The following is a 23,451-nucleotide window of genomic DNA, read 5'->3' on the forward strand; positions in this document are numbered from 1 at the left end:
ATTGAACAGGTACCCGGGATGAACCACGAACTCCACCTGCGCGACGCGCTGCCGACTGACGTGGATCGCTGCTACGCGATCGAGATCTCGGCCTACGAGGGCGACGAGGCGGCCACGCGCGAGAAGATCGCCACGCGCATCGCGCAATATCCGCAGGGATTTCTCGTCCTGGAGCGCGAGGGCCGCGTGATCGGCTTCATCAATTCGGGCTGTGCCCACCAGGTGGTGATGTCGAACGAGGCCTTCAAGGAGCTGGTCGGGCACGACGCCGAGGCGCCCAACGTGGTGATCATGTCGGTGGTGCTGGACCCCGCCGAGCAGGGCAAGGGCTATGCGAAGCTCCTGATGGACAGCTTCGTGGCGCGCATGCGGGCGATGGGCAAGGCCACCATCCACCTGATGTGCAAGGACCGCCACGTCGAGCTGTATCGCAAGCTCGGTTACCAGTACGTGAAGCCTTCGGAATCGGACCATGGCGGCATGGCCTGGCACGAGATGGTGATGCCGCTCTGAGCCGCGCCCGTGCGCGCCATGATCGTGACGCCTAGGTCATCCGGATCGTGGGCCGCACGCAGCCGTTCAGGCGCTCGGCGCTCCACAGCAGGGCCGACTTCCTCAGGCCGTGCAGCGCGTATTGATGCTGGCGATACAGCATCGCATGGCTCAGTTGTGCGAAACGTCCCTTGATGAAGCCGCCGCGGAAGAAGCCGAACTGCCCGAGCGTGCCGAAGGCGTTGTAGTCGCTGATCGACACCAGCGCGCCGAGATCCTGGAAGTGGAACTCGGGCAGGGGCTTGCCGTCGAGCCAGGCGGGCAGGTGCCTGGCCAGGAAGCGTGCCTGCTGCGTGGCCACCTGGGCGGTGGGCGGCAGCGGGCGCTCCCGGCCTGCCGGCGTGTAGCTCGCGCAATCGCCGAGCGCGAAGATGTGCTCGTCGTCCACGCTCTGCAAGGTCGGCCCGATCGCGACCTGGTTGGAGCGATTGACCTCGATGCCGGCCAACTGGCCGAGGAAGGTCGGCGCCTTCACCCCGGCCGACCAGACCATGATGTCGGCCGGCTGGCTGCCGCCGTCGGCGAGCTGCAGGCCATCGGCCCCGGCCGCCGTCACGCGCGTTCCGGTGTGCACCTCGAAGCCGATCTGGCGCAGTTGCGCCTCGCTCGATTTCGACACGGTTTCCGGAAACGCCGCGAGGATGCGCGGCCCGCTTTCATACAAGGACAGCTTGAGCCGCTCGCGTATCGCCGGGTCGCCGTAGCTGCTCGCCACCTCGAGCAGGTGGCTCAACTCCGCGGCCAGTTCCACGCCCGTCGCGCCGGCACCGACGATCGACACGCGCAGGTCGCGATTCGTCACCACGCTCTGGAAGATGCGCACGCGCAGCGCCTCGTTGAAGGCCTCGGCCTCGACCTGGTTGTCGATGAAGTGGCAATGGCTGGTCACGCCGGGAGTGCCGAAATCGTTGGCGCGGCTGCCCACCGCGAGAATCAGCACGTCGTAGCCGATCCGGCGCGGCCCGATCAGGGTCTCGCCGGCCGAGGTCTCGATCGCGGCCAGGTCGATCTCGCGCGTGGCGCGATCGATGCCGACCATCTCGCCGGGCTGGTAGGTGAAGCCGTGTTCGCGCGCATGCGCGAGGAAGATCACCTGCTGCTGCTGGATCTCGCGCGTGCCGGCGGCGATCGTGTGCAGCATCGGTTTCCAGATATGCGTGGGGCTCTTGTCGATCAGGGTCACGTCGGCGCGCTGCTTGCGCCCGAGCGTGTCGCCCAGGCGCGTGGCCAGCAACAGGCCCGCAATGCCGCCGCCCACGACGACGATTCTCGGTCGGTGTTTCATCGCGATTTATTCATCATGTGTTGAATTCGACGGACGATGGTAAGGGCAGGCCTTGTTCGCTGTCAATGCGAGGGGGGCTGCCGGGTGGGAGGCAAGGGTTAAACTTCGTCATTTCCCGGTTTGCCGATCTCGACCCGATGAAGTCCCCGAACGATTCCCTGGATGCTGCCGCGACGGCCACCCAACGACGCCGCGCGCGCGGCCGGCCCGCCGCCAGCGACGCGGGCGGTGCCGACGTGCTGCTGCGCAATGCGCGCGCGGCCTTCGCCAAGGGCGGCTACCACGCCACCAGCGCGCGCGAGATCGCGCGCGTCTCCGGCGTCGACGCGGCGCTGGTCGGCCATCATTTCGGTTCGAAGGAAACGCTGTGGGCGGCCGTGGTCGAGCAGATCGCGGACGAAGTGGCGCCGATGATCGAGCGCATCCGCGCGCTGCACGAGACGCCGGAGCTGTCGCCGCGCCAGCGCGTGGAGCAGGCGATGGCGTTTTTCATCGACCAGGTGTTCGCCATGCCCGATGTCGGCATGTTCTTCTCGACGGCCGCCACCGAGCACGGCGAGCGGCTCGATTTCCTGATCGATCGCCTGGTGCGCCCGGTTCACGACGTGTTCCTGCCGCTGATCTCGCGCGCCATGAAGGCTGGCGAGATGCCCGCGCGCGACCCCGAGATCCTGTTCTCGATGATCGCCAACGGCGTCAGCAAGACCGTCTCCTACAGCCACGTGCTGGCTGCGTTCTCGTCCCTGCCGGCGCGGCCGGCGGCCTTCAGGCGCGAAGTGCTGGCAACCGCGATTGCGATGCTCGGCTAGGGCGCCGTCGCACGCGGACCGCTGAGCCCGCGCCGCGAGCCCCCAGCCTCAAGCGCGTCCCACCGCCTTCACCGCCAGCGCCGCGGCGGCCGAGCGCGTCTCCACATGCAGCTTGCGGAACAGATGCTCGAGGTGCTTGTTGACGGTGCGCGGCGCCATGTCGAGGATGTCGCCGATATCGCGATTGGTCTTGCCGCGCGAGACCCACAGCAGCACCTCGGCCTCGCGCGTGGTCAGCCCGAAGCGTTCGAGCAGGGCGGCCACCTGGGCGCCGTCGTCCCAGGCTTCCAGCACGATCACCCATTCGCCCTGCTCGCGCGTGCCGCTCACGCGCGCCGAGCGGCGCACGCCGCCGTCGGCGGTCTCATGCACGGCATCCTCGGGGCAACCCTGTTCCAGCCATTGCGCGAACCAGCGCGCCAGCGGCGGCGGCAGTTTCGCGCGCGCCACCGACAGGCCCGCCTCGCGCCCGAGCGGGTCGTAGCCGGCCAGCCGCGGCGCGGCCTGCGGGCTCTGCCAGCGGATCGCCGCCGCGCCGTCGACGATCACCGCCGCGCGCGCCTCGAGCCCGAGCACCGTGTCGGCATAACGCTGCGCGCGCGAGCGCTGCACATGGGCGGCGATGCGCGCGCAGACCTCCTCGGGGCGCACCGGCTTGGTCACATAGTCGATGCCGCCCACGCGAAAGCCCTGCACCACGTGCTCGCTCTCGGCCAGCGCCGTCATGAAGATCACCGGCAGGTGCTCGTGGCGCCGGTCGAGCTTGAGGCGCCGGCAGGTCTCGAAGCCGTCGAGCCCCGGCATCATCGCGTCGAGCAGCACCACGTCGGGCGTGACGCGCGCCAGGCACTTCAGCGCGTCGTCGCCGCTGAGCGCCACCAGCACCGCGTAACCGTCGGCGCGCAAGGTGTCGGACAGCAGGGCGAGGTTGTCGGGCGTGTCGTCGACGATCAGCACCACGGGCCGGTTGCCGAGCACGCCGGGCAGCGCGGCATCGGGGAGCGGGCGCGCGGCTTCAGTCATCGGCGCCGAGCGGGAGACGGTCAAGCTCATGCTCGAAATCCTTCAGTTGGAACAGCTCGGCGCGCTCGCGCAGCGCGGCCAGCGCGGGGGCGAGACCGGGCCGGCACGCGACGGCCGCGTCGAGCGCCTCGATCAGGCCCTGTACGTAGCCGACGTCGAGCAGGGTTTTCAGTTGCGCGTGGATCGCGCGGGGCAGGGGCGTCGGCGCGACCGCGAAGGCGGGTGCGTCGGCGGCCGCGGGCGAACCGCCCGTGATCGATGACGCGGCCGCCGCCGTCATCGCATGGCCGCCGGCTGCCGCGCGCTCGATGCGCGTGGCCGTCGACGCCGCGGCGCTCGCTTGCGCCGGCCCCTCGTCCTTCATCACCCATTCGAGTTCGAGCAGGGCCGCCAGCTTGTCGAGCAGCACCGGCACCTGCACGGGCTTCACGAGGTAGTCGTCGCAGCCGATCGCGATCGCGCGCTCGCGATCGTCGGCGAAGGCATTGGCCGACAGCAGCATGATCGGCGCGGCCGAGATGCGCCGCTCGCGGATCAGCCGGCTGGTCTCGTAGCCGTCCATGGCCGGCATCGAGATGTCCATCAGGATCGCGTCGGCGGCCTGCGTGCCGAGCCAGCGCAGCGCATCGATGCCGCTGCCGGCCTCGACGATCCCGAAGCCGAGCGGCGCGAGCATCTGCGCGACGATCGCGCGCTGGTCGGGCAGGTCGTCGACGATCAGCAGGGTGCGCCGCGGCCCGCGGTAACCGCCGATATCGGCCAGCTCGGTGCGCGCGGGCGCGGCGCTGCGCACCGCAGGCGCGAACACCTTGACCACGAAGCGCGTGCCGCGCCCCGGCTCGCTGTCCACCTCCAGGCTGCCACCGAGCGCATGCGTGAGCAGCTTGCAGATGGTCAGGCCCAGCCCCGCGCCGTGATCGTGCGCGCTGGCCGCGGTGCCGCGCTCGAAGGGCAGGAACAGCCGCTCCATCTCCTCGGGCGCGATGCCGGGGCCGGTGTCGACCACCTCGAAGGTCAGCGTGTCGAGCGCGTGGCCCACGCGCAGCGTCACGCCGCCCGCCTGCGTGAAGCGTATCGCGTTGCCGATCAGGTTGGTGAGAATCTGGCTCAGGCACTTCTGGTCGGTCTTGACGGTGGGCGGCAGCCAGCCGGCCGGCTGCACCGCGAACTCGAGCGCCTTCTCGACCGCCTGCGGGCGCAGCATCGAATTCATCTGCGCGAGGAAGTCGGGCAGCGAGATCGGCGCGATGTTCAGCTGCAGCTTGCCGGCCTCGATGCGCGCCACGTCGAGCAGGCCGTCGACCAGCGCGAGCAGGTGCTCGCCGCTGCGGTGGATGGTGCGGATCGCGTTGAGCCGAGCGCTGGGGATCTCCTCGCGCGCCTGCAGCAGCAGTTGCGCGTAGCCGAGGATGCTGTTGAGCGGCGTGCGCAGCTCGTGGCTCAAGCCCGTCACGTAGCGGCTCTTGGCGCTGTTGGCGGCTTCCGCCGCGGCCCGCGCGCGCTTGAGCGCGGCGTCGGTCTTCTGGTGCGCCTCGATCTCGTGCATCAGCAGCTCGGTCTGGCGCTGCGATTCCTCCTGCGTGACGCGCCGGTTCTCGCGCTCCAGCACCAGCCACCAGGCGGCGATGCCGCCGATCAGCGCGAGCGCGACGAACACCTTCACATAGGCGTTGGCGAGTTCGCGCCAGGCGGGCGAGCCCGGCGTGGCCAGCGAATCGGCGCTCTGCGACCAGATCAGGTAGAGCACCGTGGCCAGCAGCAGCGAGATCGCCAGCAGCAGGCTCAGGTAGTGGGCCAGGCGCAGCCCGGTGGCGCCGAGCCGTGCGTTCGGGAACAGGCGGTGCAGCACCCGGTCGAGCTGCGCGCCGAGCCGCGCATGCGGCTTGCAGCGATCGTGGCAGCGCGAATCGAGCGAGCAGCACAGCGAGCAGATGGTGCCGCCGTAGGCGGGGCAGTGGGCCGTGTCCTCGTGCTCGAATTCGTTCTCGCAGATCGCGCAGCGGCGCAGGCCGCCGGGCGGCCCCGGCTCGGCCTGGCGCGCGAGATAGTAGCGCCCGCGCGTGGCGATCGCGATCGCCGGCGCGCTCACGAAGGCCACGCCCAGCGCGATGAAGGGCGACATGGCGCGCGCCAGCTCGCCGAACGCGCCGCCGTGCGCGAGCATCGCCACCACGGTGGCGATCGTCATCGCGCCCACCCCGACCGGGTTGATGTCGTACAGGTGGGCGCGCTTGAACTCGATGTCGCGCGGGCTGTAGCCGAGCGGCTTGTTGACCACCAGGTCCGCGAACAGCGCGCCCACCCAGGCGATCGCCACGTTGGCGTACATCGACAGCACCTTGCCGATCGCCTCGAACACGCCCATCTCCACCAGCAGCAGCGCGATCAGCACGTTGAACACCAGCCACACCACGCGCCCCGGATGGCTGTGCGTGAGCCGCGCGAAGAAGTTCGACCAGGCCAGCGACCCCGCGTAGGCATTGGTCACGTTGATCTTCAACTGGGAGACGATCACGAACAGCACGGCCACGGGCACCGCCCAGGACGCGAGCCCCAGCGGGTCGAGCAGCAGGTGGTAGGCGAGCAGGTACATCTGGGTGGGCTGCGCGGCCTGGGTGGCGTCGATCTCGTGCTGGATCGCGATGAAGGCGAGGAAGGCGCCGCCCAGCATCTTCAGCGCGCCCGGCACGATCCAGCCGGGCCCGGCGCTGAGCAGGGCGATCCACCAGCGCCGCCGGTTGCGCGCGGTGAGCGGCGGCAGGAAGCGCAGGTAGTCGACCTGCTCGCCGACCTGCACGATCAGCGCGAACACCACGGTGGCGGCCTGGCCGAAGGCGATCGCGCTGAACGCGCGGCCCTCGGGCGCGAAGCCGGCGAAGGTGGTCCATTCGCGCAGCAGCCCGGGGTGGTGCCAGAGCACCGCGCCGTAGGGCAGCACGAACAGCACCAGCCACAGCGGCTGGGTCCAGCTCTGCAGCCGGTTGATCAGCGTGATGCCGAACATCACGATCGGGATCACCACCAGCGAGCTGATCACGTAGGCCAGGCCGATCGAGATCGGGAACACCAGCTGCAGCGCGAGCGACATGATGGCCGCTTCCAGCGCGAAGAAGATGAAGGTGAAGCTCGCGTAGAGCAGGGAGGTGACGGTCGAGCCGATGTAGCCGAAGCCGGCGCCGCGCGTGAGCAGGTCCATGTCGACGCCGTGGCGCGCCGCGTAGTAGCTGATCGGCAGGCTGGTCAGCCAGATCAGCAGCGACACCGCCGCGATCGCGCAGACCGCGTTGGTGAAGCCGTAGTCGATCACCAGGCTGCCGCCGATCGCCTCCAGCACCAGGAACGAGACCGCGCCGATCGCGGTGTTCGCGACCCGGAATTCCGACCAGCGGCGAAACGAGCTGGGCGTGTAGCGCAGCGCGTAGTCCTCCAGCGTCTCGTCGCCGACCCAGGCGTTGTAGTCGCGGCGCACCTTGACGATGCGCTGCGTGATCGGCCGGAGATCGGGCCCCGCGGGCTCGGGGGCGACGGACTGGTGCATCGGAGCCATGTCGGGTGATCCAGGTTGGTGCGCGGATGGCGGGCGGGATGCGTCACGCAAGTTACATTCCAGGCGCGCCTCGGCATATACGTCAATCGACGTATTCCGGTGCTTTATTTGGCTTCCTACATTCCGCTCCACACGCCGGCCACCTGCTCCGGCGGACCGAACCGACAAGGAGAACGGGATGTCCATGGACGATCGACACGATGACGAAGCCCCCTCGGCGCTGCGCCGGCGCCTGATCGGCAGCCTCGCGGCCGCCCCGCTGATGGCGCTGGGCCTGCCGCGCGCCGCCAGCGCGCAAACCCCGCCGACCGCCAAGGTCAACACCACCAAATTGGCCGTCACCGACACCACCGTGACGGTCGGCCAGCTGCACTCGGCCACCGGCACCATGGCGATCTCGGAGACGGGCTCGATCCAGGCCGAGCGCCTGGCGATCGAGCAGATCAACGCGATGGGCGGCGTGCTGGGCCGCAAGATCCAGATCATCCAGGAAGACGGCGCCTCGGACTGGCCGACCTTCGCGGAGAAATCCAAGAAGCTGCTGGAGAACGACCACGTGGCCGCCGTGTTCGGCTGCTGGACCTCGGCCTCGCGCAAGGCGGTGCTGCCGATCTTCGAGAAGGACAACGGCCTGCTGTACTACCCGACCTTCTACGAAGGGCTCGAGCAGTCGAAGAACGTGTTCTACACGGGCCAGGAAGCGACCCAGCAGATCCTCTGGGCGCTCGACTGGGCCTCCAACACCAAGAAGGCCAAGAGCTTCTTCCTGGTCGGCTCCGACTACATCTGGCCGCGCACCTCGAACAAGATCGCGCGCCGCCATATCGAGCAGCACCTGCATGCCAAGGTGGTCGGCGAGGAGTACTACCCGCTGGGCACCACCGACTTCTACTCGCTGATGAACAAGATCAAGCTGGCCCGGCCGGATTGCATCTTCACGACCGTGGTGGGCGGCTCGAACGTGGCCTTCTACAAGCAGTTGAAGGCCGCCGGCATCACGCCGCAGAAGCAGTTCCTGCTGACCCTGTCGGTCACCGAGGACGAGGTGCTCGGCATCGGCGGCGAGAACTTCGCGGGTTTCTATTCCTCGATGAAGTATTTCGAGTCGCTCACCAACGACAACAACAAGGCCTTCGTGCAGGCCTTCAAGGCGCGCTACGGCCAGAAGGCCGTGATCGGCGACGTCACCCAGGCCGCCTACCTCGGGCCCTGGATCTGGAAGGCCGCCTGCGAGCGCGCCGGCAGCTTCGACGTCGACAAGGTGGTGGCCGCCTCGGCCGGCATCGAGCTGAAGAACGCGCCGCAGGGTTACGCCAAGGTCGACGCGAACCACCACCTCTGGAGCCGTTCGCTGATCGGCGAGGGGCAGGCCGACGGCCAGTTCAAGGTGGTGGCGCAATCCACCGACCCGATCCAGCCGAACCCGTTTCCGAAGGGCTACATGTAAGCGGCGCGGGCCCAGCCGCCCACGCCCGTCCCGCCATCCCGCCTTGCGCCTAGCCGACGCGCGGCGGCCGCTTGCGGCCACCGCGCGAGGAGAAAACCGATGTCCGCCACCGACATTTTCAATATCACCCTGATGCAGGGTTTCGCCGGCCTGAGCCTGTTCAGCGTGCTGCTGCTGATGGGCCTGGGTCTCGCCGTGATCTTCGGCCAGATGGGCGTGATCAACATGGCCCATGGCGAGTTCATGACGATCGGCGCGTACACGGTCTACCTGTTCTCCTGGTTCGCGCAGAACGTCTGGCACGGCTTCACGCCGGTCTACTTCTTCGTGGCGATCGTGGCGGCCTTCTTCATCGCCTTCGCCGCGGGCTGGCTGGCCGAATGGGCGCTGATCCGCCATCTGTACCGGCGCCCGCTCGACACGCTGCTGGCCACCTGGGGCCTGAGCCTCGGCATGCAGCAGGTGTTCCGCTCCGCGTTCGGCCCGAAGGAGGTGAGCCCCGCGCTGCCCGACTGGCTGATGGGTTCCTGGGAGCCGTCGCAAGGGCTCGACATCCCCGTGAGCGGCATGTTCGTGATGGGCCTCGCGCTGATCATGACGGGCGGCCTGCTGCTGGCGCTGTACCGCTCGCGTTGGGGCCTGAGGGTGCGCGCCACGGTGGCGAACCGGCCGATGGCCAACGCCGCCGGCATCAATACGCGGCTCACCGACCGCATGACCTTCGCGATCGGCTGCGGGGTGGCCGGCGTGGCCGGGGCCGCGTTCACGGCGATCGGCTCGACCGGCCCCACCAGCGGCTCGCTCTACATCGTCGACTCGTTCCTGGTGGTGACCTTCGGCGGCGCGGCCAGCCTGCTCGGCACGGTGGCCTCGGCCTTCGGCATCGCGCAGATGCAGTCGATCAGCGAGTTCTTCCTGTCCGGCTCGACCGCCCGCGTGCTGACCCTGCTGACCGTGGTGATCATCCTGATGCTGCGCCCGCAAGGCCTGTTCGCCTCCAAGGTGCGCCGCGCCTGAGCGCGGGCGAGCCGCTTCACGACCCGTTCAACCGAATCCCGACCTCCCCACCGGAGAGCCATCATGGAACCCATCCAACCTGTCGCCGGCGCCACCGGCACCGCGACGCCGCCCGCCGGCCGGGCCAGCCCCGGCGGCTGGCGCGCGCTGGCGCGCCGCGCCGACGCCTCCGGCTATGCCGGCATCGTGCTGCTGGCGATCCTGATCGTCGTGGTGTTTCCGCTCGCGCTCGACGCGTTCCGCCTGAACCTGATGGGCAAGTACCTGACCTATGCCTTCGTGGCGGTGGGCCTGGTGATCGCCTGGGGCTACGGCGGCGTGCTGAGCCTGGGGCAGGGCGTGTTCTTCGGCCTGGGCGGCTACGCCATGGCGATGTTCCTCAAGCTCGAATCGTCCGATCCGGTTTCGACCAGGACGCAGACCACGCCGGGCATTCCCGACTTCATGGACTGGAACCAGCTCACCGCGCTGCCGGCCTGGTGGAAGCCCTTCCACTCGCTGCCGTTCTCGATCCTGGCGGTGCTGGTGGTGCCCACCCTGCTCGCCTTCGTGGTCGGCTTCGCGATGTTCAAGCGGCGCGTGGGCGGGGTCTATTTCGCGATCATCACGCAGGCCGTGGCGCTGATCCTCTCGGTGCTGATCATCGGCCAGCAGGGCTACACCGGCGGCGTGAACGGCATCACCGACCTGCGCACGCTGCTGGGCTGGAACATCCAGGGCAACTCGGCCAAGTACGTGCTGTATTTCGTCAACGCGGCGCTGCTGATCGGCGCGATGCTGGCCTGCCGCTGGATCCAGCGCGGCAAGGTGGGCACCTTGCTGCTGGCGATGCGCGACAAGGAGGACCGGGTGCGCTTCTCCGGCTACGACGTGGCGATGTTCAAGGTGTTCGCGTTCTGCGTGGCCGCCATGCTGGCGGCCATCGGCGGCGCGATGTTCACGCTGCAGGTCGGCTTCATGTCGCCGTCCTTCGTCGGCATCGTGCCCTCGATCGAGATGGTGATCTACGCGGCGGTGGGCGGGCGCATGTCGGTGGTGGGCGCGGTGGTCGGCACGATCCTGGTCAACCTCGGCAAGACCTGGTTCTCGGAGAGCTTCCCGAACCTGTGGCTGTACCTGATGGCCGCGATGTTCATCGGCGTGGTGATGGCCTTCCCGAACGGCCTGGCCGGCCTCTACGAGGCGCATCTGCGTGCTCGCCTGCGCCGCTGGCTCGGCGACACCACCCAGCGGGGGGCATGACCATGAGCAATACCGACTTCCTGCTGGCGGTGGAGGACCTGAGCGTGTCCTTCGACGGCTTCAAGGCGATCGACTCGCTGAACCTCTACCTGGAGCGCGGCGAGCTGCGCGTGGTGATCGGCCCGAACGGCGCCGGCAAGACCACCTTGCTCGACCTGATCTGCGGCAAGACCCGCGAGACCGGCGGCAGCATCAAGTTCCGCAACGAGGAGATCACCCAGCTCGCCGAGTACCGGCGCGTGCGCAAGGGCATCGGCCGCAAGTTCCAGACGCCCTCGATCTACGAGAACCTGTCGGTCTCGCAGAACCTGGAGGTGTCCTATCCGCGCGGGCGCGGCGTGTTCGGCGCGCTGGCCTTCAAGCGCGACGCCGAGGTGAGCGACCGGGTGCTGGCGGTGGCCGAGGAGATCGGCCTGGCCGCCGCGCTCGACCTGGAGGCGGGGCTGCTCTCGCACGGCCAGAAGCAGTGGCTGGAGATCGGCATGCTGCTGATGCAGGACCCCGAACTATTGATGCTCGACGAGCCGATCGCCGGCATGAGCGTGAAGGAGCGCGAGATCACCGCCGAGCTGCTCGGGCGCATCTGCCAGCAGCGCTCGATGATCGTGATCGAGCACGACATGGCCTTCGTCGAGCGCATCGCGCACAAGGTCACCGTGATGCACCAGGGCAGGATCCTCGCCGAGGGGCCGATGGCCAAGGTGCAGGCCGACCCGCGCGTGATCGACGTCTATCTCGGCCACTGAACAGGAGGAACCCCAGATGCTCGAAGTCGACGATCTCGTCGTCAGCTACGGCCAGAGCGAGGTGCTGCACGGCATCGGCTTCTCGGTCGGCACGCGCGAAAGCGTGGCGGTGATGGGCCGCAACGGCATGGGCAAGACCACGCTGTTCAAGGCGCTGATCGGCATGCTGCCGGCCAGCCGCGGCAGCGTGAAGGTGGGCGGCGCCGACGTCTCCAGGGACGAGAGCTTCCGGCGCGTGGCGCGCGGCATCGGCTACGTGCCGCAGGGCCGGCAGATCTTCGCCTCGCTGACGGTGGAGGAGAACATCCGCACCGGCCTGGAGAACGCGAAATCGCAGACCGTGCCCGACGATCTCTACGCGCTGTTCCCGGTGCTGTTCGACATGCGCCGCCGCAAGGGCGGCAACCTCTCGGGCGGCCAGCAGCAGCAACTGGCGATCGCGCGGGCGCTGGCCACCGATCCCAAGGTGCTGCTGCTCGACGAGCCCACCGAGGGCATCCAGCCCTCGGTGATCAAGGACATCGCCCGCGCGCTCAACCAGATCCGCGCCACGCGCGACATCGCGATCGTGGTGTCCGAGCAGGTGCTGAGCTTCGCGCTGGAGGTGGCCGACCGGCTGTTCGTGATCGAGGGCGGCCGTTTCGTCCACCAGAGCACGCGCGAGGCCGGCGACACCGACCGCATCCGCGAATACCTGTCCGTCTGAGGGCGCGCCGCCCGAGGCGCGCCATCCCATTCATTGCCGAAGCGAGGAGCACACGAGATGACCGATACCCTGATCAAGGTCGACCTGAACCAGTCCGCCTACGAGAACGCCCAAGTCCACAACCGCTGGCACCCCGACATCCCGATGGCCTGCTGGGTCAATCCCGGCGACGACTTCATCCTGGAGACCTACGACTGGACCGGCGGCTTCATCAAGAACGACGACAGCGCCGACGACGTGCGCGACATCGACCTGTCGATCGTGCACTTCCTGTCGGGCCCGGTGGGCGTGAAGGGCGCCGAGCCGGGCGACCTGCTGGTGGTGGACCTGCTCGACATCGGCGCGAAGTCGGACAGCCAGTGGGGCTTCAACGGCTTCTTCTCGAAGACCAACGGCGGCGGTTTCCTGACCGACCATTTCCCCTCGGCGCAGAAGTCGATCTGGGATTTCCACGGCATGTACACCAGCTCGCGCCATATCCCGGGCGTGAACTTCGCGGGCCTGATCCACCCGGGCCTGATCGGCTGCCTGCCCGATCCCAAGCTGCTGGAAACCTGGAATGCGCGCGAGACCGGCCTGATCGCCACCCACCCCGAGCGCGTGCCGCCGCTGGCCAATCCGCCGTTCGCGGCCACCGCGCACATGGGCAGCCTGAGCGGTGACGCCAAGGCCCGCGCCGCCGCCGAGGGCGCGCGTACCGTGCCGCCGCGCGAGCATGGCGGCAACTGCGATATCAAGGACCTGTCGCGCGGCTCGAAGGTGTTCTTCCCGGTCTACGTGGACGGCGCGGGCCTCTCGGTGGGCGACCTGCACTTCAGCCAGGGCGACGGCGAGATCACCTTCTGCGGCGCGATCGAGATGGCCGGCTGGGTCCACATGCGCGTGAACCTGATCAAGGGCGGCATGGCCAAGTACGGGATCCGCAACCCGGTGTTCCAGCCCAGCCCGATCACGCCGAACTACAACGACTACCTGATCTTCGAGGGCATCTCGGTGGACGAGACGGGCGGCCAGCACTATCTCGACGTGACGGTGGCCTACCGGCAGGCCTGCCTGAACGCGATCGAGTACCTGAAGAAGTTCGGCTATTCGGGCGCGCAGGCCTATTCGCTGCTCGGCTGCGCGCCGGTGCAGGGGCATATCAGCGGCGTGGTCGACATCCCGAACGCCTGCGCCACGCTCTGGCTGCCCACCCAGATCTTCGACTTCGACATCCGGCCGAACGCCGAAGGGCCGATCCGCCATGTGAAGGGCGAGGTCGACCTGCCGATCTCCTACGACCTCGTGAAGGCCTGAGGGCCGGGAGCGCGCGATGCCGATCTACGACTTCCATTGCGACACCTGCGGGCCCTTCGCGGCGCTGCGTTCGATCGCCGAGCGCGACCGGCCCGCGCCCTGTCCCGTGTGCGGGACCATCGCCGCGCGCCAGCTCACGGCGCCGTCGCTGGCGCTGATGTCGGGCGAGCGGCGCATCGCGCACGCCACCAACGAGCGCGCCGCGCACGCGCCGCGCCAGTCGGGCGAGGGCGCCGCGTCCCGGCACCGGCCCGGCTGCGGGTGTTGTTCGGGCGGCCGTGCCACGCTGGCCGGCGCGAGCGGCGGCAGCGCGATCGGCGCGGCGGGCGGCGGTGGGGCGGCGGGCGCGCTCAAGCGGCCCGCCGGCCGGCCCTGGATGATCAGTCACTGAGCGGGGCCATCCCGCTCATCAAGCGAACGGAGCAAGACGATGCGACATGGCGATATTTCGAGCAGCCGCGACGGCGTGGGCGTCGCGGTGGTGAACTACAAGATGCCGCGGCTGCATACCCGGGCCGAGGTGCTGGAGAACGCGCGCAGGATCGGCGAGATGCTGGTCGGCATGAAGCGCGGCCTGCCGGGCATGGACCTGGTGATCTTCCCCGAGTATTCGACGCACGGCATCATGTACGACGAGGCCGAGATGTACGAGACCGCCTCCACCATCCCCGGCGCGGAAACCGAGATCTTCTCGGCCGCCTGCCGCCAGGCCAAGGTGTGGGGCGTGTTCTCGATCACCGGCGAGCGCCACGAGCAGCACCCGAACAAGGCGCCCTACAACACCCTGATCCTGATCGACGACCAGGGCGAGATCGTCCAGAAGTACCGCAAGATCATGCCCTGGACGCCGATCGAGGGCTGGTACCCGGGCGATCGAACCTATGTGACGGACGGGCCGAAGGGCCTGAAGATCAGCCTGATCATCTGCGACGACGGCAACTATCCCGAGATCTGGCGCGACTGCGCGATGCAGGGCGCCGAGCTGATCGTGCGCTGCCAGGGCTACATGTACCCCGCCAAGGAGCAGCAGGTGCTGGTCTCGAAGGCGATGGCCTGGATGAACAACACCTACGTGGCGGTGGCCAACGCGGCCGGCTTCGACGGCGTCTATTCCTACTTCGGCCACTCGGCGATCGTCGGCTTCGACGGCCGCACGCTCGGCGAATGCGGCGAGGAGGAGATGGGCGTGCAGTACGCGGAGCTGTCGGTCTCGCAGATCCGCGACGCGCGCCGCAACCTGCAGTCGCAGAACCATCTCTACAAGCTGCTGCATCGCGGTTACACCGGCACGATCAACTCGGGCGACAGCGTGCATGGCGTGGCCGACTGCCCGTTCGGCTTCTACCGCGACTGGGTGAATGATCCGCAGAAGGCGCGCGCGGCCGCCGAGGCGATCACGCGGCCGATGCCGGGCACGCCCGAATGTCCGATCGAGGGGATTCCTCACCAGGCGGAAGCCAATACGCGCTAGGCGGGCAGGCGAGGCGAAGGGGTTTGGCACGAGGGAGCAGGCAGGCAAACCGGCGGCGCGCGCATCGACCCGCGCGCCGCCGCGCTGCTGCCGGCCTGCGGCGAGGCGAGGCATCGAAGGCAGGGCGGGCGCGGCAGGCCAGCGACGGCAAGCCGACGACAAGCCGGCAACGACAAGCCAGCGACGACAAGCCGACGATAGCCAGGCGGCGCTGGCGGCCAAGCCGGGCCAGGGCCGCACGCGGCTGCGCTAAGATGGCGGCTCGCGGCGCCTTGCCGGAGCCATCGCCCCGGTGCGCCGCCGCCTGTCCTGGAGGCTTCGATGGCGCTGTCCGCCCTGTTGGTATTCGCATTGGCCCTGATGGTGGCCGCCGGTTCGCCGGGGCCGGGGATCGCCGCCCTGGTCGCGCGCGTGATGAGCAACGGCTTTCGCGACGTGCTGCCGTTCCTGGCCGCGATGTGGATCGGCGAGATCCTGTGGATGAGCTTCGCGGTGGCGGGCCTGGCCGCGCTGGCCAAGACCTTCGCGACCGCCTTCCTGCTGCTGAAGATCGCCGGCATCGTCTACCTGCTGTTCCTGGCCGTGAAGATGTGGCTCGCGCCGGCCGCCGTCGACGACGGCCAGTTGCCGAGCGGCCAGTCGCCGCTGCGCATGTTCGCCGCCGGCCTCACCGTCTCGCTCGGCAATCCCAAGATCATGGTGTTCTACGTGGCGCTGCTGCCCACGCTGGTCGACCTCTCCCATGTCGGGCCGCTGGCCTGGGCCGAGCTGGCGCTGACCATGCTGGTGGTGATGGCCGCCGTCGACCTGAGCTGGGCGCTGCTCGCGGCGCGCGCGCGCCGGCTGCTCAGGAGCCGCCGCGCGGTGAAGGTGGCCAACCGCGCCAGCGCCACCATGATGGCCGGCGCGGCGGTGGTGATGGCCACGCGCTGAGGGCGGCGCCCGCCAAGCCTGCCGGGTATCACAGCGGCGGCTTGACGCCGTCCTTCTCCACCGAGATCGCGCCGGCTCGCCACTGCCCGTGATCGCCGGGTGCCGCGACCGCGAACAGGTAGGCACCCGGCACCAGATCCTCCCGCCCGGCCGGCGCGTAGGTCACCACCGGCGCCGAATCGGGCACATGCACGCGCAGCGTCTCGCTGCCGTAGCGCAGGTCCAGGTCGCGGCCGCCGGGCTCGGCCGTCACCGCCGTCACGGTGGCGCCCGTCATGCTGCTGCCGGGCGCGAGATCCCAGGCGTAATGGCCTTCCCCGGTGCCGCGCCGCTCCTCGCGATAGACCATCACCTCCAGCGCGCCGAGTCCGGCGCCGCTCGGCACGGCCGCCGCGCCGACATAGCTGCCGGGCTCGAGCCGGGCGCGGTCGTAGGGCTTGACGGCGGCCAGCCGCGTGCGCGCATCGAGCTTCAGGACTTGCCTCGTGCCTTCGCGGGTGCGCACCGTCACCGTCGCGCCCTCCACCGACTCGATCCGGCCGCGCACGTGAACCGGCGCGAAGAAGCCGCCGATCTGCCTGGCGATATCGTCGTGATCCTCCTCCAGCGCGAAGTGCCCCGTGTCGTAGTAGTGGATCGCCGCGTCGGGCACCTCGCGCCGGATCGCCTCGGCGCCGGCCGGCACGAAGATCGGATCGTTCCTGCCCCACACCACCAGGGTGCGCGGCTGGTGCTCGCGCAGCCAGGCCTGCCAGGCCGGGAACGCGGCCACGTTGTTCGGGATGTCGAGTTGCAGGTCGGTCATGATGCGGCGGCTGTCGGGGTTGGCGAGCGCGGCCGCGTCGTTGGTCCAGGCATCGGGGTTCAGCGCATCGGGCTCGCGCGCGCCGTGGCGATAGAGCAGCAGGGCGGTAGCCAGCGAGACATGGCTTTCCGCCAGCGCGCGCTTGGCCTCCGTGGCCTCGCCCGTGATCGCGGCGTCGCGCCGGCGCCGGGCGGGATCGACCCCGTCCTCCGAGATCACCGCGTTCTGGAATACCAGCCCGTCGATCCAGTCCGGATGATTTAGCGCGAGGCGCATGCCCACCGGGCCGCCGAAATCGGTCATGTAGACGATCAGATGCGGCTCGCCCAGGCTCGCGACGAAGTGCTCGATCACGCTCGTCACCTTGTCGAAGCTCGGCACGAAGCGCTCGGCGGGCGGCGCCTCGCTGTAGCCCATGCCGGGGTAGTCGGGCGCGATCACGTGGAATTGCCCGGCGAGCAGGGGCATCAGATCCCGGAACTCGTGCGACGAACTCGGGAAACCGTGCAGCAACAGCAAGGTCGGCTTGGCGCGATCGCCGGCCTCGCGATAGAACAGGCGCAGCCCGTCGACGCTGGCGTAGTGATACGAGACGGGATCGGCATGCGCGACGGGGCCGGCGAAGCAGGCCGAGGCGGCCAGCAGGGCGGCGAGAAAGCGTGAGGCAAGACAGCGTGAAGCGGGGCGAAACATGGGGCGGTTCCTTGGCTGGGAGGAGGCGGTGGCGACGCGCCGGGAGCGGCGTGAATCCGCACGATGCCCGCGCGCCGAGCCTGTGTAAAATTGATTGTTCGCGCCCGATGTATTGAGGCCATCAATGGAGCCGCCGCCATGCGTTTCAACAAGCTCGACCTGAACCAGTTGGTGGTGCTCGATGCGCTGCTCGACGCGCGCAGCGTGACCCAGGCGGCCCAGCGGCTGTTCCTCAGCCAGTCGGCGACCAGTTGCGCGCTGGCCCGGCTGCGCGAGTATTTCGACGACGAGCTGCTGGTGCCGGTGGGCAAGACCCTGGTGCCGACCTCGCGCGCCGAGAATCTGCGCCAGCCGGTGCGCGAGGTGCTCCGGCAGATCCAGTCGATCACCCACGACGCGCCCCGCTTCGATCCGGGCAGCTCGGACCGCACCCTGGTGATCGAGGCTTCCGATTATGTGATCAGCGTGTTCCTCGGCGAGGTGCTGCGGCGCGCCTCGATCGAGGCGCCGAACATGCGCTTCCGGGTGCGTACCGCCGCCACGCTCGGCCTGGTCCATCTCGAGAACGGCGAGATCGACCTGCTGATCACGCCGGATTTCCGCGCCGGCGCGGCCTATCCCTCGGAGCCGCTGTTCGAGGACGGCTGGTCCTGCCTGGTGTGGGACGGCAACCAGCAGGTGGGGCGCCGCCTGACGCTGGAGCGCTACCTGGAGCTGGGGCACGTGATCATGGAGTGGGCCGGCGGCGCGATCGTCACGCTGGACAGCCGCGCCGTGCTCGATCTGGGTTACCGGCGCCGTGCCGAGGTGACGGCCGAAACCTTCCAGGTGGTGCCGCACCTGTTGCACGGCACGCAGCGCGTGGCGACGCTGCAGACGCGGCTGGCCACCCTGCTGCAGCGCGCCTCGCCCTCGCTGCGCGTGCTGCGCTGCCCGTTCGCGATCCCGAAGCTGGCCGAGGTGGTGCAGTACAACCGCTTCCAGGAGCACGACCCGGCGCTGATGTGGTTCCGTCGCCTGATGCGCGAGGTCGCGCACGACGTGTCCTTCGCCTCGGCGAGCCACGAGCCGGCCGCACCCGCGCCCGCGCCCGCGCCAAAAAGAAAGGCGGCCCGCCGGGCCGCCTGATCGTTCGTCATGCCTGGGTTCGGGCTGGCGCGCCGCCGCCGCTCAGAGCGGCTCGCCGCGATAACCGAGCTTCGAGGAGATCACCTGCCCCGCCTGCTTGAGCAGGGCCACGTAATGCGCCTTGGTGTCGGCGCCGCAGCGCATGGTCGGAAACGAGATCGACAGCCCGGCGATCACCCGCCCGAAGCGGTCGAACACCGGCACCGCCAGGCACACCAGCCCGTCTTCCTGTTCCTCGTTGTCCTCGCCGTAACCCTGCTCGCGCACGTGCGGCAGGATGCTCCAGACCGCCTCGGCCGAGGCCAGCGTCTTCTGCGTGGACTTGCGGAACTCGATGCGCGAGAGCGCCTCGCGCGCCTCCTCGGGCGCCATCCAGGCCAGCAGCACCTTGCCGATCGCGGTGCTGTAGAGCGGATTGGTGCGGCCGATCCGCGAGTGCATGCGCAGCCCGTAGTCGGCGTCGATCTTGTGGATGTAGATGATGTGGTCTTCGTCGAAGGCGCCCAGGTGCAGCGCCTCGCGCGTCAGGCGCCCGATGCGGCGCATCTCCACGTCCGCCTCGCGCACCAGGTCGACGCTCTCCAGCGCCTGCGAGCCGAGCTCGAACAGCCGGATCGTCAGCCGGTAGCGCTCGGTCTCGTCCTCCTGCGCGACGAAGCCGAGCGTCTTCAGCGTCTGCAGAAAACGGTGGACCGTGGTCTTCGACATGTCGAGCCGGTTCGACAGCTCGCTGATGCCGATCGGCCCGTGCGCGCCGAGCGCTTCCAGCACGGCGAACACCTTGCCCGCGGCCGAGGCCGATTCCGTCTTCTCGCCGCCTTCGTCGTTCCGCGCCCGGGAGGCGGCCTCGTCCTTCCGGCGCCTGAGCATCGCTTCCATGTGCAGACCATCCCTCGAATTTGATTCAGGCGTGAGCATAGCGCGTCCCGGGTCGGAGTTGAATCAGCGGGCCAGCCAGCCGCCGTCCACGGCCAGCGTGTGGCCGTGCACGTAGTCGGAGGCGGGCGAGGCGAGAAACACCACGGGGCCGGCCAGGTCGCCCGGCACGCCCCAGCGCCCGGCCGGGATGCGGCCGACGATTTCCTCGTTGCGCTGCGCGTCGTGCCGCAGCTGCGTGGTGTTGTTGGTTTCCATGTAGCCGGGCGCGATCGCATTGACGTTGATGCCGCGCGAGGCCCATTCGTTGGCGAGCAGGCGCGTCAAGCCCAGCACGCCGCTTTTCGAGGCGGTGTAGGAGGGCACCCGGATGCCGCCCTGGAACGACAGCATCGAGGCCACGTTGATGATCTTGCCGGGCCCGTCCTGCTTGACGAACTGGCGCGCCACCGCCTGCGCGAGGAAGAACACCGTCTTCAGGTTGGTGTCGATCACCAGGTCCCAGTCCTCCTCGGTGAACGCGAGCGCGTCGTTGCGGCGGATGATGCCGGCGTTGTTGACCAGCACGTCGATGCGGCCGAAGGCCTCGACCGTGGCGTTCACCACGTCGTCGATCGGCTGCGTGCTCGACAGGTCGGCGCGCAGATCGAGGAAGCGGCGGCCGAGCGACTCGACGCGCGCCATGGTCTCGTCGGGCGCGCCGCGGTTGACGCCGGCGATGTCGCAGCCCGCCTCGGCGAGCGCGATCGCCATCCCGGCGCCCAGGCCGGTATTGCAACCGGTGACGACCGCGACCTTGCCGGTCAGGTCGAAGAAATTGGCTGGCATGGGGCTCCTCTCGATTGCCAGTGATGGATCGGGCGACGCCCGGCGCGGGCCGGGCGGCCGTGCTTCAGCGCAGCTCGCCGATCTTGACGTGGTCCATGTCCTTGAACACCTGGTTCTCGCCGACCATGCCCCAGATGAAGGTATAGGCCTGGGTGCCCACGCCCGAGTGGATCGACCAGCTCGGCGAGATCACCGCCTGCTCGTTGTGGACCAGGATGTGGCGCGTTTCCTGCGGCTCGCCGCACATATGGAACACCGCCGAGTTCTCCTGCATGCCGAAGTAGAAATACACCTCCATGCGGCGCTCGTGGGTGTGGCAGGGCATGGTGTTCCACAGGTTGCCCGGCTCCAGCTTGGTCATGCCCATCGAGAGCTGGCAGGTCTGCACCACTTCCGGAACGATGAACTTGTAGATGGTGCGGCGGTTGCTGGTGGACGGGTCGCCCAGCGTTTCCGGCGAGGCCTGCTGCAGCGTGATCACGCGCGTCGGGTAGCGGGTGTGGGCCGGCGCGCAGTTCAGGTAGAACTTGGCGGGGCGGGCGGCATCGTCGCTGCCGAACACCACCGACTGCGTGCCCTGGCCGATGTAGATCGCCTCCTCGAAGCGCACCGCGTGGCGCTGGCCGTCCACCTCCACCCAGCCGTCGCCGCCGATGTTGATCGCGCCCAGCTCGCGCCGGTCCAGCAGGTGCTCCACGCCGATGGTCTTGCCCAGCGCGTTGGGCACCTCCACCGCGCGGGTGGCCGGGAAGGCGCCGCCGACGATGATGCGGTCGATATGGCTGTAGGTCAGCTTGAGCGCGTCGGCCTCGAACACCTGTTCGACCAGGAAGTGGCGCCGCAAGCCGGCGGTATCGAGAGTTTTCGCGTGTTCGCTGTGTATGGCCTGGCGGACTTCCATCTGCTGTCTCCTGGGGATCGATGAGGCGGGGCGCCGGGGCCCCTTTGCGTGTTCCGCATTAGATCACAGTCGAATAAAAATCGGAACGTTGTTCCATATATTTTTTCGAAACGGGCGGGACAGCCGATGGTTTGCTTGAGTGACGGTCGGCAATTGCAGGGTTAACCGCGATGTAAGGCGATCACAGAATGGAATAACGTTCCGAAATCACGTCGGGGAGACGGCGGATTCGACAACGGACGCGAACGTCCATGGATGGAGAACCTTGTGAATATCAAGAAAGCGATCGATCGCGTACCGGGCGGCCTGATGCTGGTGCCCATGGTGCTGGGCGCCTGCGTCCACACCTTCGCGCCGGATGCGGGGAAATACTTCGGCTCGTTTACCAACGGGCTGATCGCCGGCACGGTGCCGATCCTCGCGGTGTGGTTCTTCTGCATGGGCGCCACCATCGACCTGCGCGCCACCGGGGTGGTGCTGCGCAAGTCGGGCACCCTGGTGGTGACCAAGACGCTGGTGGCCTGGCTGGTCACCCTGATCTGCGCGCAGTTCATTCCCGACGACGGGGTGAAGGGGGGGCTGTTCGCCGGGCTCTCGATCCTCGCCATCGTGGCCTCGATGGACATGACCAACGGCGGGCTCTACGCGGCCGTGATGCAGCAGTACGGCACGCGTGAGGAGGCCGGCGCCTTCGTGCTGATGTCGCTCGAATCGGGGCCGCTGGTCAGCATGACGATCCTCGGCGCGGCCGGCGTGGCGGTGTTCGAGCCGCGCCTGTTCGTGGGCGCGGTGCTGCCGTTCCTGATCGGCTTCGCGCTGGGCAACCTCGATCGCGACCTGCGCGACCTGTTCGGCCGCTGCGTGCATCCGCTGATTCCGTTCTTCGGCTTCGCGCTCGGCAACGGCATCGACCTTCACGTGATCGTCAAGAGCGGCATCCCGGGCATCATCCTCGGCGTGGCCGTGATCATCGTCACCGGCATTCCGCTGATCCTGGCCGACCGCTTCATCGGCGGCGGCAACGGCACGGCCGGCATCGCCGCCTCGTCGACCGCGGGCGCCGCGGTGGCGAATCCGGCCATCATCGGCGAGATGGTACCCAGGTTCAAGCCGCTGGTGCCGGCCGCCACCGCCACGGTGGCCACCGCCTGCCTGATCACCGCGATCCTGGTGCCGATCGTCACCGCGATCTGGGCGCGCCGCTTCAGCCGCAACCTGCCGGCCAGCAACGCGGCCGCGGCCGATGCGAAGCTGCAGCAGGTCGGCGTGTCGGGGCACCAGGGCCATATCTGAGGCTCGCAGGAGGGCAAGCGCGCCATCGGCAGAGGCGGCGCGCGCCGTCGCGGATTCGCCGCGACGGGCGAGAGGCCGGGCCGCATGTGCGCTCCGGCCTTGTCGTTTTGGCGAGCCGGCCGCGCAAATTTGCTATCTTCCGGGGTCGCACGCGTTTCCCTGCTTTCTCCCGCCCCCGAATCCATGACCGACCGCATCGTCGCCGCCTTCGATTTCGACGGCACCATCACCACCGCCGACAGCTTCCAGCACTTCGTCCGGCGAGCCGTCGGCACCCGCCGTTTCGCCTGCGCGGGCCTGCGCGCGCTGCCCTGGATCCTCGCCATGAAGACCGGGCTGATCTCGCGCGGCGCGGCCAAGGCGCGCTTCGCCTGGTTCGCCTTCGGGCCGATGCCGGCGCGCGAGCTCGATGCGCTGGCCACCGCCTTCGTGCAGACCGAGCTGCCCACGCTGGTGCGTCCCGAGATGCTCGAGCGCGTGCGCGAGCATCAGGCGCGCGGCCACCAGGTGGTGCTGGTGAGCGCCTCGCCCTCGCTGTACCTGGAGAAGTGGGCCGCCACCCTCGGTCTCGACGCGGTGCTGGCCACGCGGCTGGCCTGGCGGGACGGCGTCTTCGCGGGGCGCTTCGACGGCGAGAACTGCTGGGGACCGCAGAAGGTGGTGCGGCTCGCGGCCTGGTGGGGCGATGAGCCGCCCGCGAAGCTCTATGCCTATGGCGACAGCCGCGGCGACAAGGAGATGGCCGAGCGCGCCGACTGGTCGTGGATTCGCGGCCAGGGGCCGATGGGGCCGATCGAGGCCTGAGCGCCGGGCATCGCGCGCCGGTCGATCGGCGATGGCGCGCGCGTGCGGC

At 69.0% G+C, this 23,451-nt stretch carries 21 protein-coding genes; 14 read left to right on the forward strand and 7 right to left on the reverse strand.

Going from position 1 to position 23,451, the window contains the following annotated elements; translation table 11 throughout:
- The first annotated feature begins 18 nt into the window (after positions 1-18).
- Positions 19-513, forward strand: a complete 495-nt coding sequence (locus FB600_RS26975; RefSeq protein ID WP_145757680.1) for a GNAT family N-acetyltransferase — start codon at positions 19-21, stop codon at positions 511-513.
- A gap of 31 nt (positions 514-544) precedes the next feature.
- On the opposite strand, the gene FB600_RS26980 is transcribed toward FB600_RS26975, so the two are convergent.
- A complete protein-coding gene (locus FB600_RS26980) occupies positions 545-1,837 on the reverse strand; it encodes an NAD(P)/FAD-dependent oxidoreductase (RefSeq protein WP_145757681.1) in 1,293 nt (430 codons plus the stop codon).
- A 137-nt stretch (positions 1,838-1,974) separates the two neighbouring features.
- Here FB600_RS26980 and FB600_RS26985 point away from each other — a divergent pair, with 137 nt between their 5' ends.
- Positions 1,975-2,646, forward strand: coding sequence for a TetR/AcrR family transcriptional regulator (locus tag FB600_RS26985; protein ID WP_096748559.1), 672 nt, complete (start codon positions 1,975-1,977; stop codon positions 2,644-2,646).
- Between the two features lie 48 nt (positions 2,647-2,694).
- Here the strand turns inward: FB600_RS26985 and FB600_RS26990 are convergent, their stop codons facing one another.
- Together FB600_RS26990 and FB600_RS26995 are read right to left on the reverse strand one after the other, a co-directional pair.
- Positions 2,695-3,606, reverse strand: a complete 912-nt coding sequence (locus tag FB600_RS26990) for a response regulator (RefSeq protein WP_044274411.1) — start codon at positions 3,604-3,606, stop codon at positions 2,695-2,697.
- A 55-nt stretch (positions 3,607-3,661) separates the two neighbouring features.
- Positions 3,662-7,216 (reverse strand): ATP-binding protein, encoded by a 3,555-nt coding sequence (locus tag FB600_RS26995; protein ID WP_145757682.1) that lies wholly within the window; start codon positions 7,214-7,216, stop codon positions 3,662-3,664.
- A 178-nt stretch (positions 7,217-7,394) separates the two neighbouring features.
- Here FB600_RS26995 and urtA point away from each other — a divergent pair, with 178 nt between their 5' ends.
- From urtA to FB600_RS27040, 9 genes are all read left to right on the forward strand, one after another.
- Positions 7,395-8,663: an urea ABC transporter substrate-binding protein gene (gene urtA, locus FB600_RS27000; protein ID WP_013698629.1), complete on the forward strand. Its 1,269-nt coding sequence runs from the start codon at positions 7,395-7,397 to the stop codon at positions 8,661-8,663.
- Between the two features lie 99 nt (positions 8,664-8,762).
- Positions 8,763-9,680 carry an urea ABC transporter permease subunit UrtB gene (gene urtB, locus FB600_RS27005; RefSeq protein WP_096748561.1) on the forward strand — a complete coding sequence of 306 codons (918 nt, stop codon included), beginning with the start codon at positions 8,763-8,765 and terminating at the stop codon, positions 9,678-9,680.
- Between the two features lie 63 nt (positions 9,681-9,743).
- Positions 9,744-10,922: an urea ABC transporter permease subunit UrtC gene (urtC, locus tag FB600_RS27010; RefSeq protein WP_096748562.1), complete on the forward strand. Its 1,179-nt coding sequence runs from the start codon at positions 9,744-9,746 to the stop codon at positions 10,920-10,922.
- 2 nt (positions 10,923-10,924) lie between these two features.
- On the forward strand, positions 10,925-11,668 hold the full coding sequence (urtD, locus tag FB600_RS27015) for an urea ABC transporter ATP-binding protein UrtD (protein WP_013698626.1): 744 nt from the start codon (positions 10,925-10,927) through the stop codon (positions 11,666-11,668).
- Between the two features lie 16 nt (positions 11,669-11,684).
- Entirely contained in the window at positions 11,685-12,374 is a 690-nt protein-coding gene (gene urtE / locus FB600_RS27020) for an urea ABC transporter ATP-binding subunit UrtE (RefSeq protein WP_013698625.1), read from the forward strand.
- A gap of 57 nt (positions 12,375-12,431) precedes the next feature.
- Positions 12,432-13,670, forward strand: a complete 1,239-nt coding sequence (gene fmdA / locus FB600_RS27025; protein WP_036039930.1) for a formamidase — start codon at positions 12,432-12,434, stop codon at positions 13,668-13,670.
- A 16-nt stretch (positions 13,671-13,686) separates the two neighbouring features.
- Entirely contained in the window at positions 13,687-14,061 is a 375-nt protein-coding gene (locus FB600_RS27030; RefSeq protein WP_096748563.1) for an FmdB family zinc ribbon protein, read from the forward strand.
- A gap of 39 nt (positions 14,062-14,100) precedes the next feature.
- On the forward strand, positions 14,101-15,141 hold the full coding sequence (locus FB600_RS27035) for an aliphatic amidase (RefSeq protein WP_046580812.1): 1,041 nt from the start codon (positions 14,101-14,103) through the stop codon (positions 15,139-15,141).
- A 321-nt stretch (positions 15,142-15,462) separates the two neighbouring features.
- Complete coding sequence (locus tag FB600_RS27040) at positions 15,463-16,074, forward strand: LysE family translocator (RefSeq protein ID WP_036039925.1); 612 nt, start codon at positions 15,463-15,465, stop codon at positions 16,072-16,074.
- 28 nt (positions 16,075-16,102) lie between these two features.
- On the opposite strand, the gene FB600_RS27045 is transcribed toward FB600_RS27040, so the two are convergent.
- Positions 16,103-17,572 (reverse strand): alpha/beta fold hydrolase, encoded by a 1,470-nt coding sequence (locus FB600_RS27045; protein ID WP_145757683.1) that lies wholly within the window; start codon positions 17,570-17,572, stop codon positions 16,103-16,105.
- 138 nt (positions 17,573-17,710) lie between these two features.
- Between FB600_RS27045 and FB600_RS27050 the strand changes: the two genes are divergently transcribed.
- Positions 17,711-18,700, forward strand: a complete 990-nt coding sequence (locus FB600_RS27050; RefSeq protein WP_145757684.1) for a LysR family transcriptional regulator — start codon at positions 17,711-17,713, stop codon at positions 18,698-18,700.
- A 42-nt stretch (positions 18,701-18,742) separates the two neighbouring features.
- On the opposite strand, the gene kdgR is transcribed toward FB600_RS27050, so the two are convergent.
- From kdgR to kduI, 3 genes are all read right to left on the reverse strand, one after another.
- On the reverse strand, positions 18,743-19,579 hold the full coding sequence (kdgR, locus tag FB600_RS27055) for a DNA-binding transcriptional regulator KdgR (RefSeq protein ID WP_013698618.1): 837 nt from the start codon (positions 19,577-19,579) through the stop codon (positions 18,743-18,745).
- 63 nt (positions 19,580-19,642) lie between these two features.
- The gene (kduD, locus tag FB600_RS27060; protein ID WP_096748566.1) at positions 19,643-20,404 is read right to left on the reverse strand and encodes a 2-dehydro-3-deoxy-D-gluconate 5-dehydrogenase KduD; all 762 of its coding nucleotides are present in this window, start codon (positions 20,402-20,404) and stop codon (positions 19,643-19,645) included.
- A gap of 64 nt (positions 20,405-20,468) precedes the next feature.
- Positions 20,469-21,305, reverse strand: a complete 837-nt coding sequence (gene kduI, locus FB600_RS27065) for a 5-dehydro-4-deoxy-D-glucuronate isomerase (protein ID WP_013698616.1) — start codon at positions 21,303-21,305, stop codon at positions 20,469-20,471.
- A gap of 267 nt (positions 21,306-21,572) precedes the next feature.
- Between kduI and kdgT the strand changes: the two genes are divergently transcribed.
- Together kdgT and FB600_RS27075 are read left to right on the forward strand one after the other, a co-directional pair.
- A complete protein-coding gene (kdgT, locus tag FB600_RS27070) occupies positions 21,573-22,598 on the forward strand; it encodes a 2-keto-3-deoxygluconate transporter (protein WP_098153855.1) in 1,026 nt (341 codons plus the stop codon).
- 183 nt (positions 22,599-22,781) lie between these two features.
- On the forward strand, positions 22,782-23,402 hold the full coding sequence (locus FB600_RS27075; protein ID WP_096748568.1) for an HAD family hydrolase: 621 nt from the start codon (positions 22,782-22,784) through the stop codon (positions 23,400-23,402).
- The last annotated feature ends 49 nt before the right edge of the window (positions 23,403-23,451 follow it).

It is taken from the genome of Burkholderia sp. SJZ089, assembly GCF_007828315.1.
Taxonomy (GTDB): Bacteria; Pseudomonadota; Gammaproteobacteria; order Burkholderiales; family Burkholderiaceae; genus Burkholderia; species Burkholderia gladioli.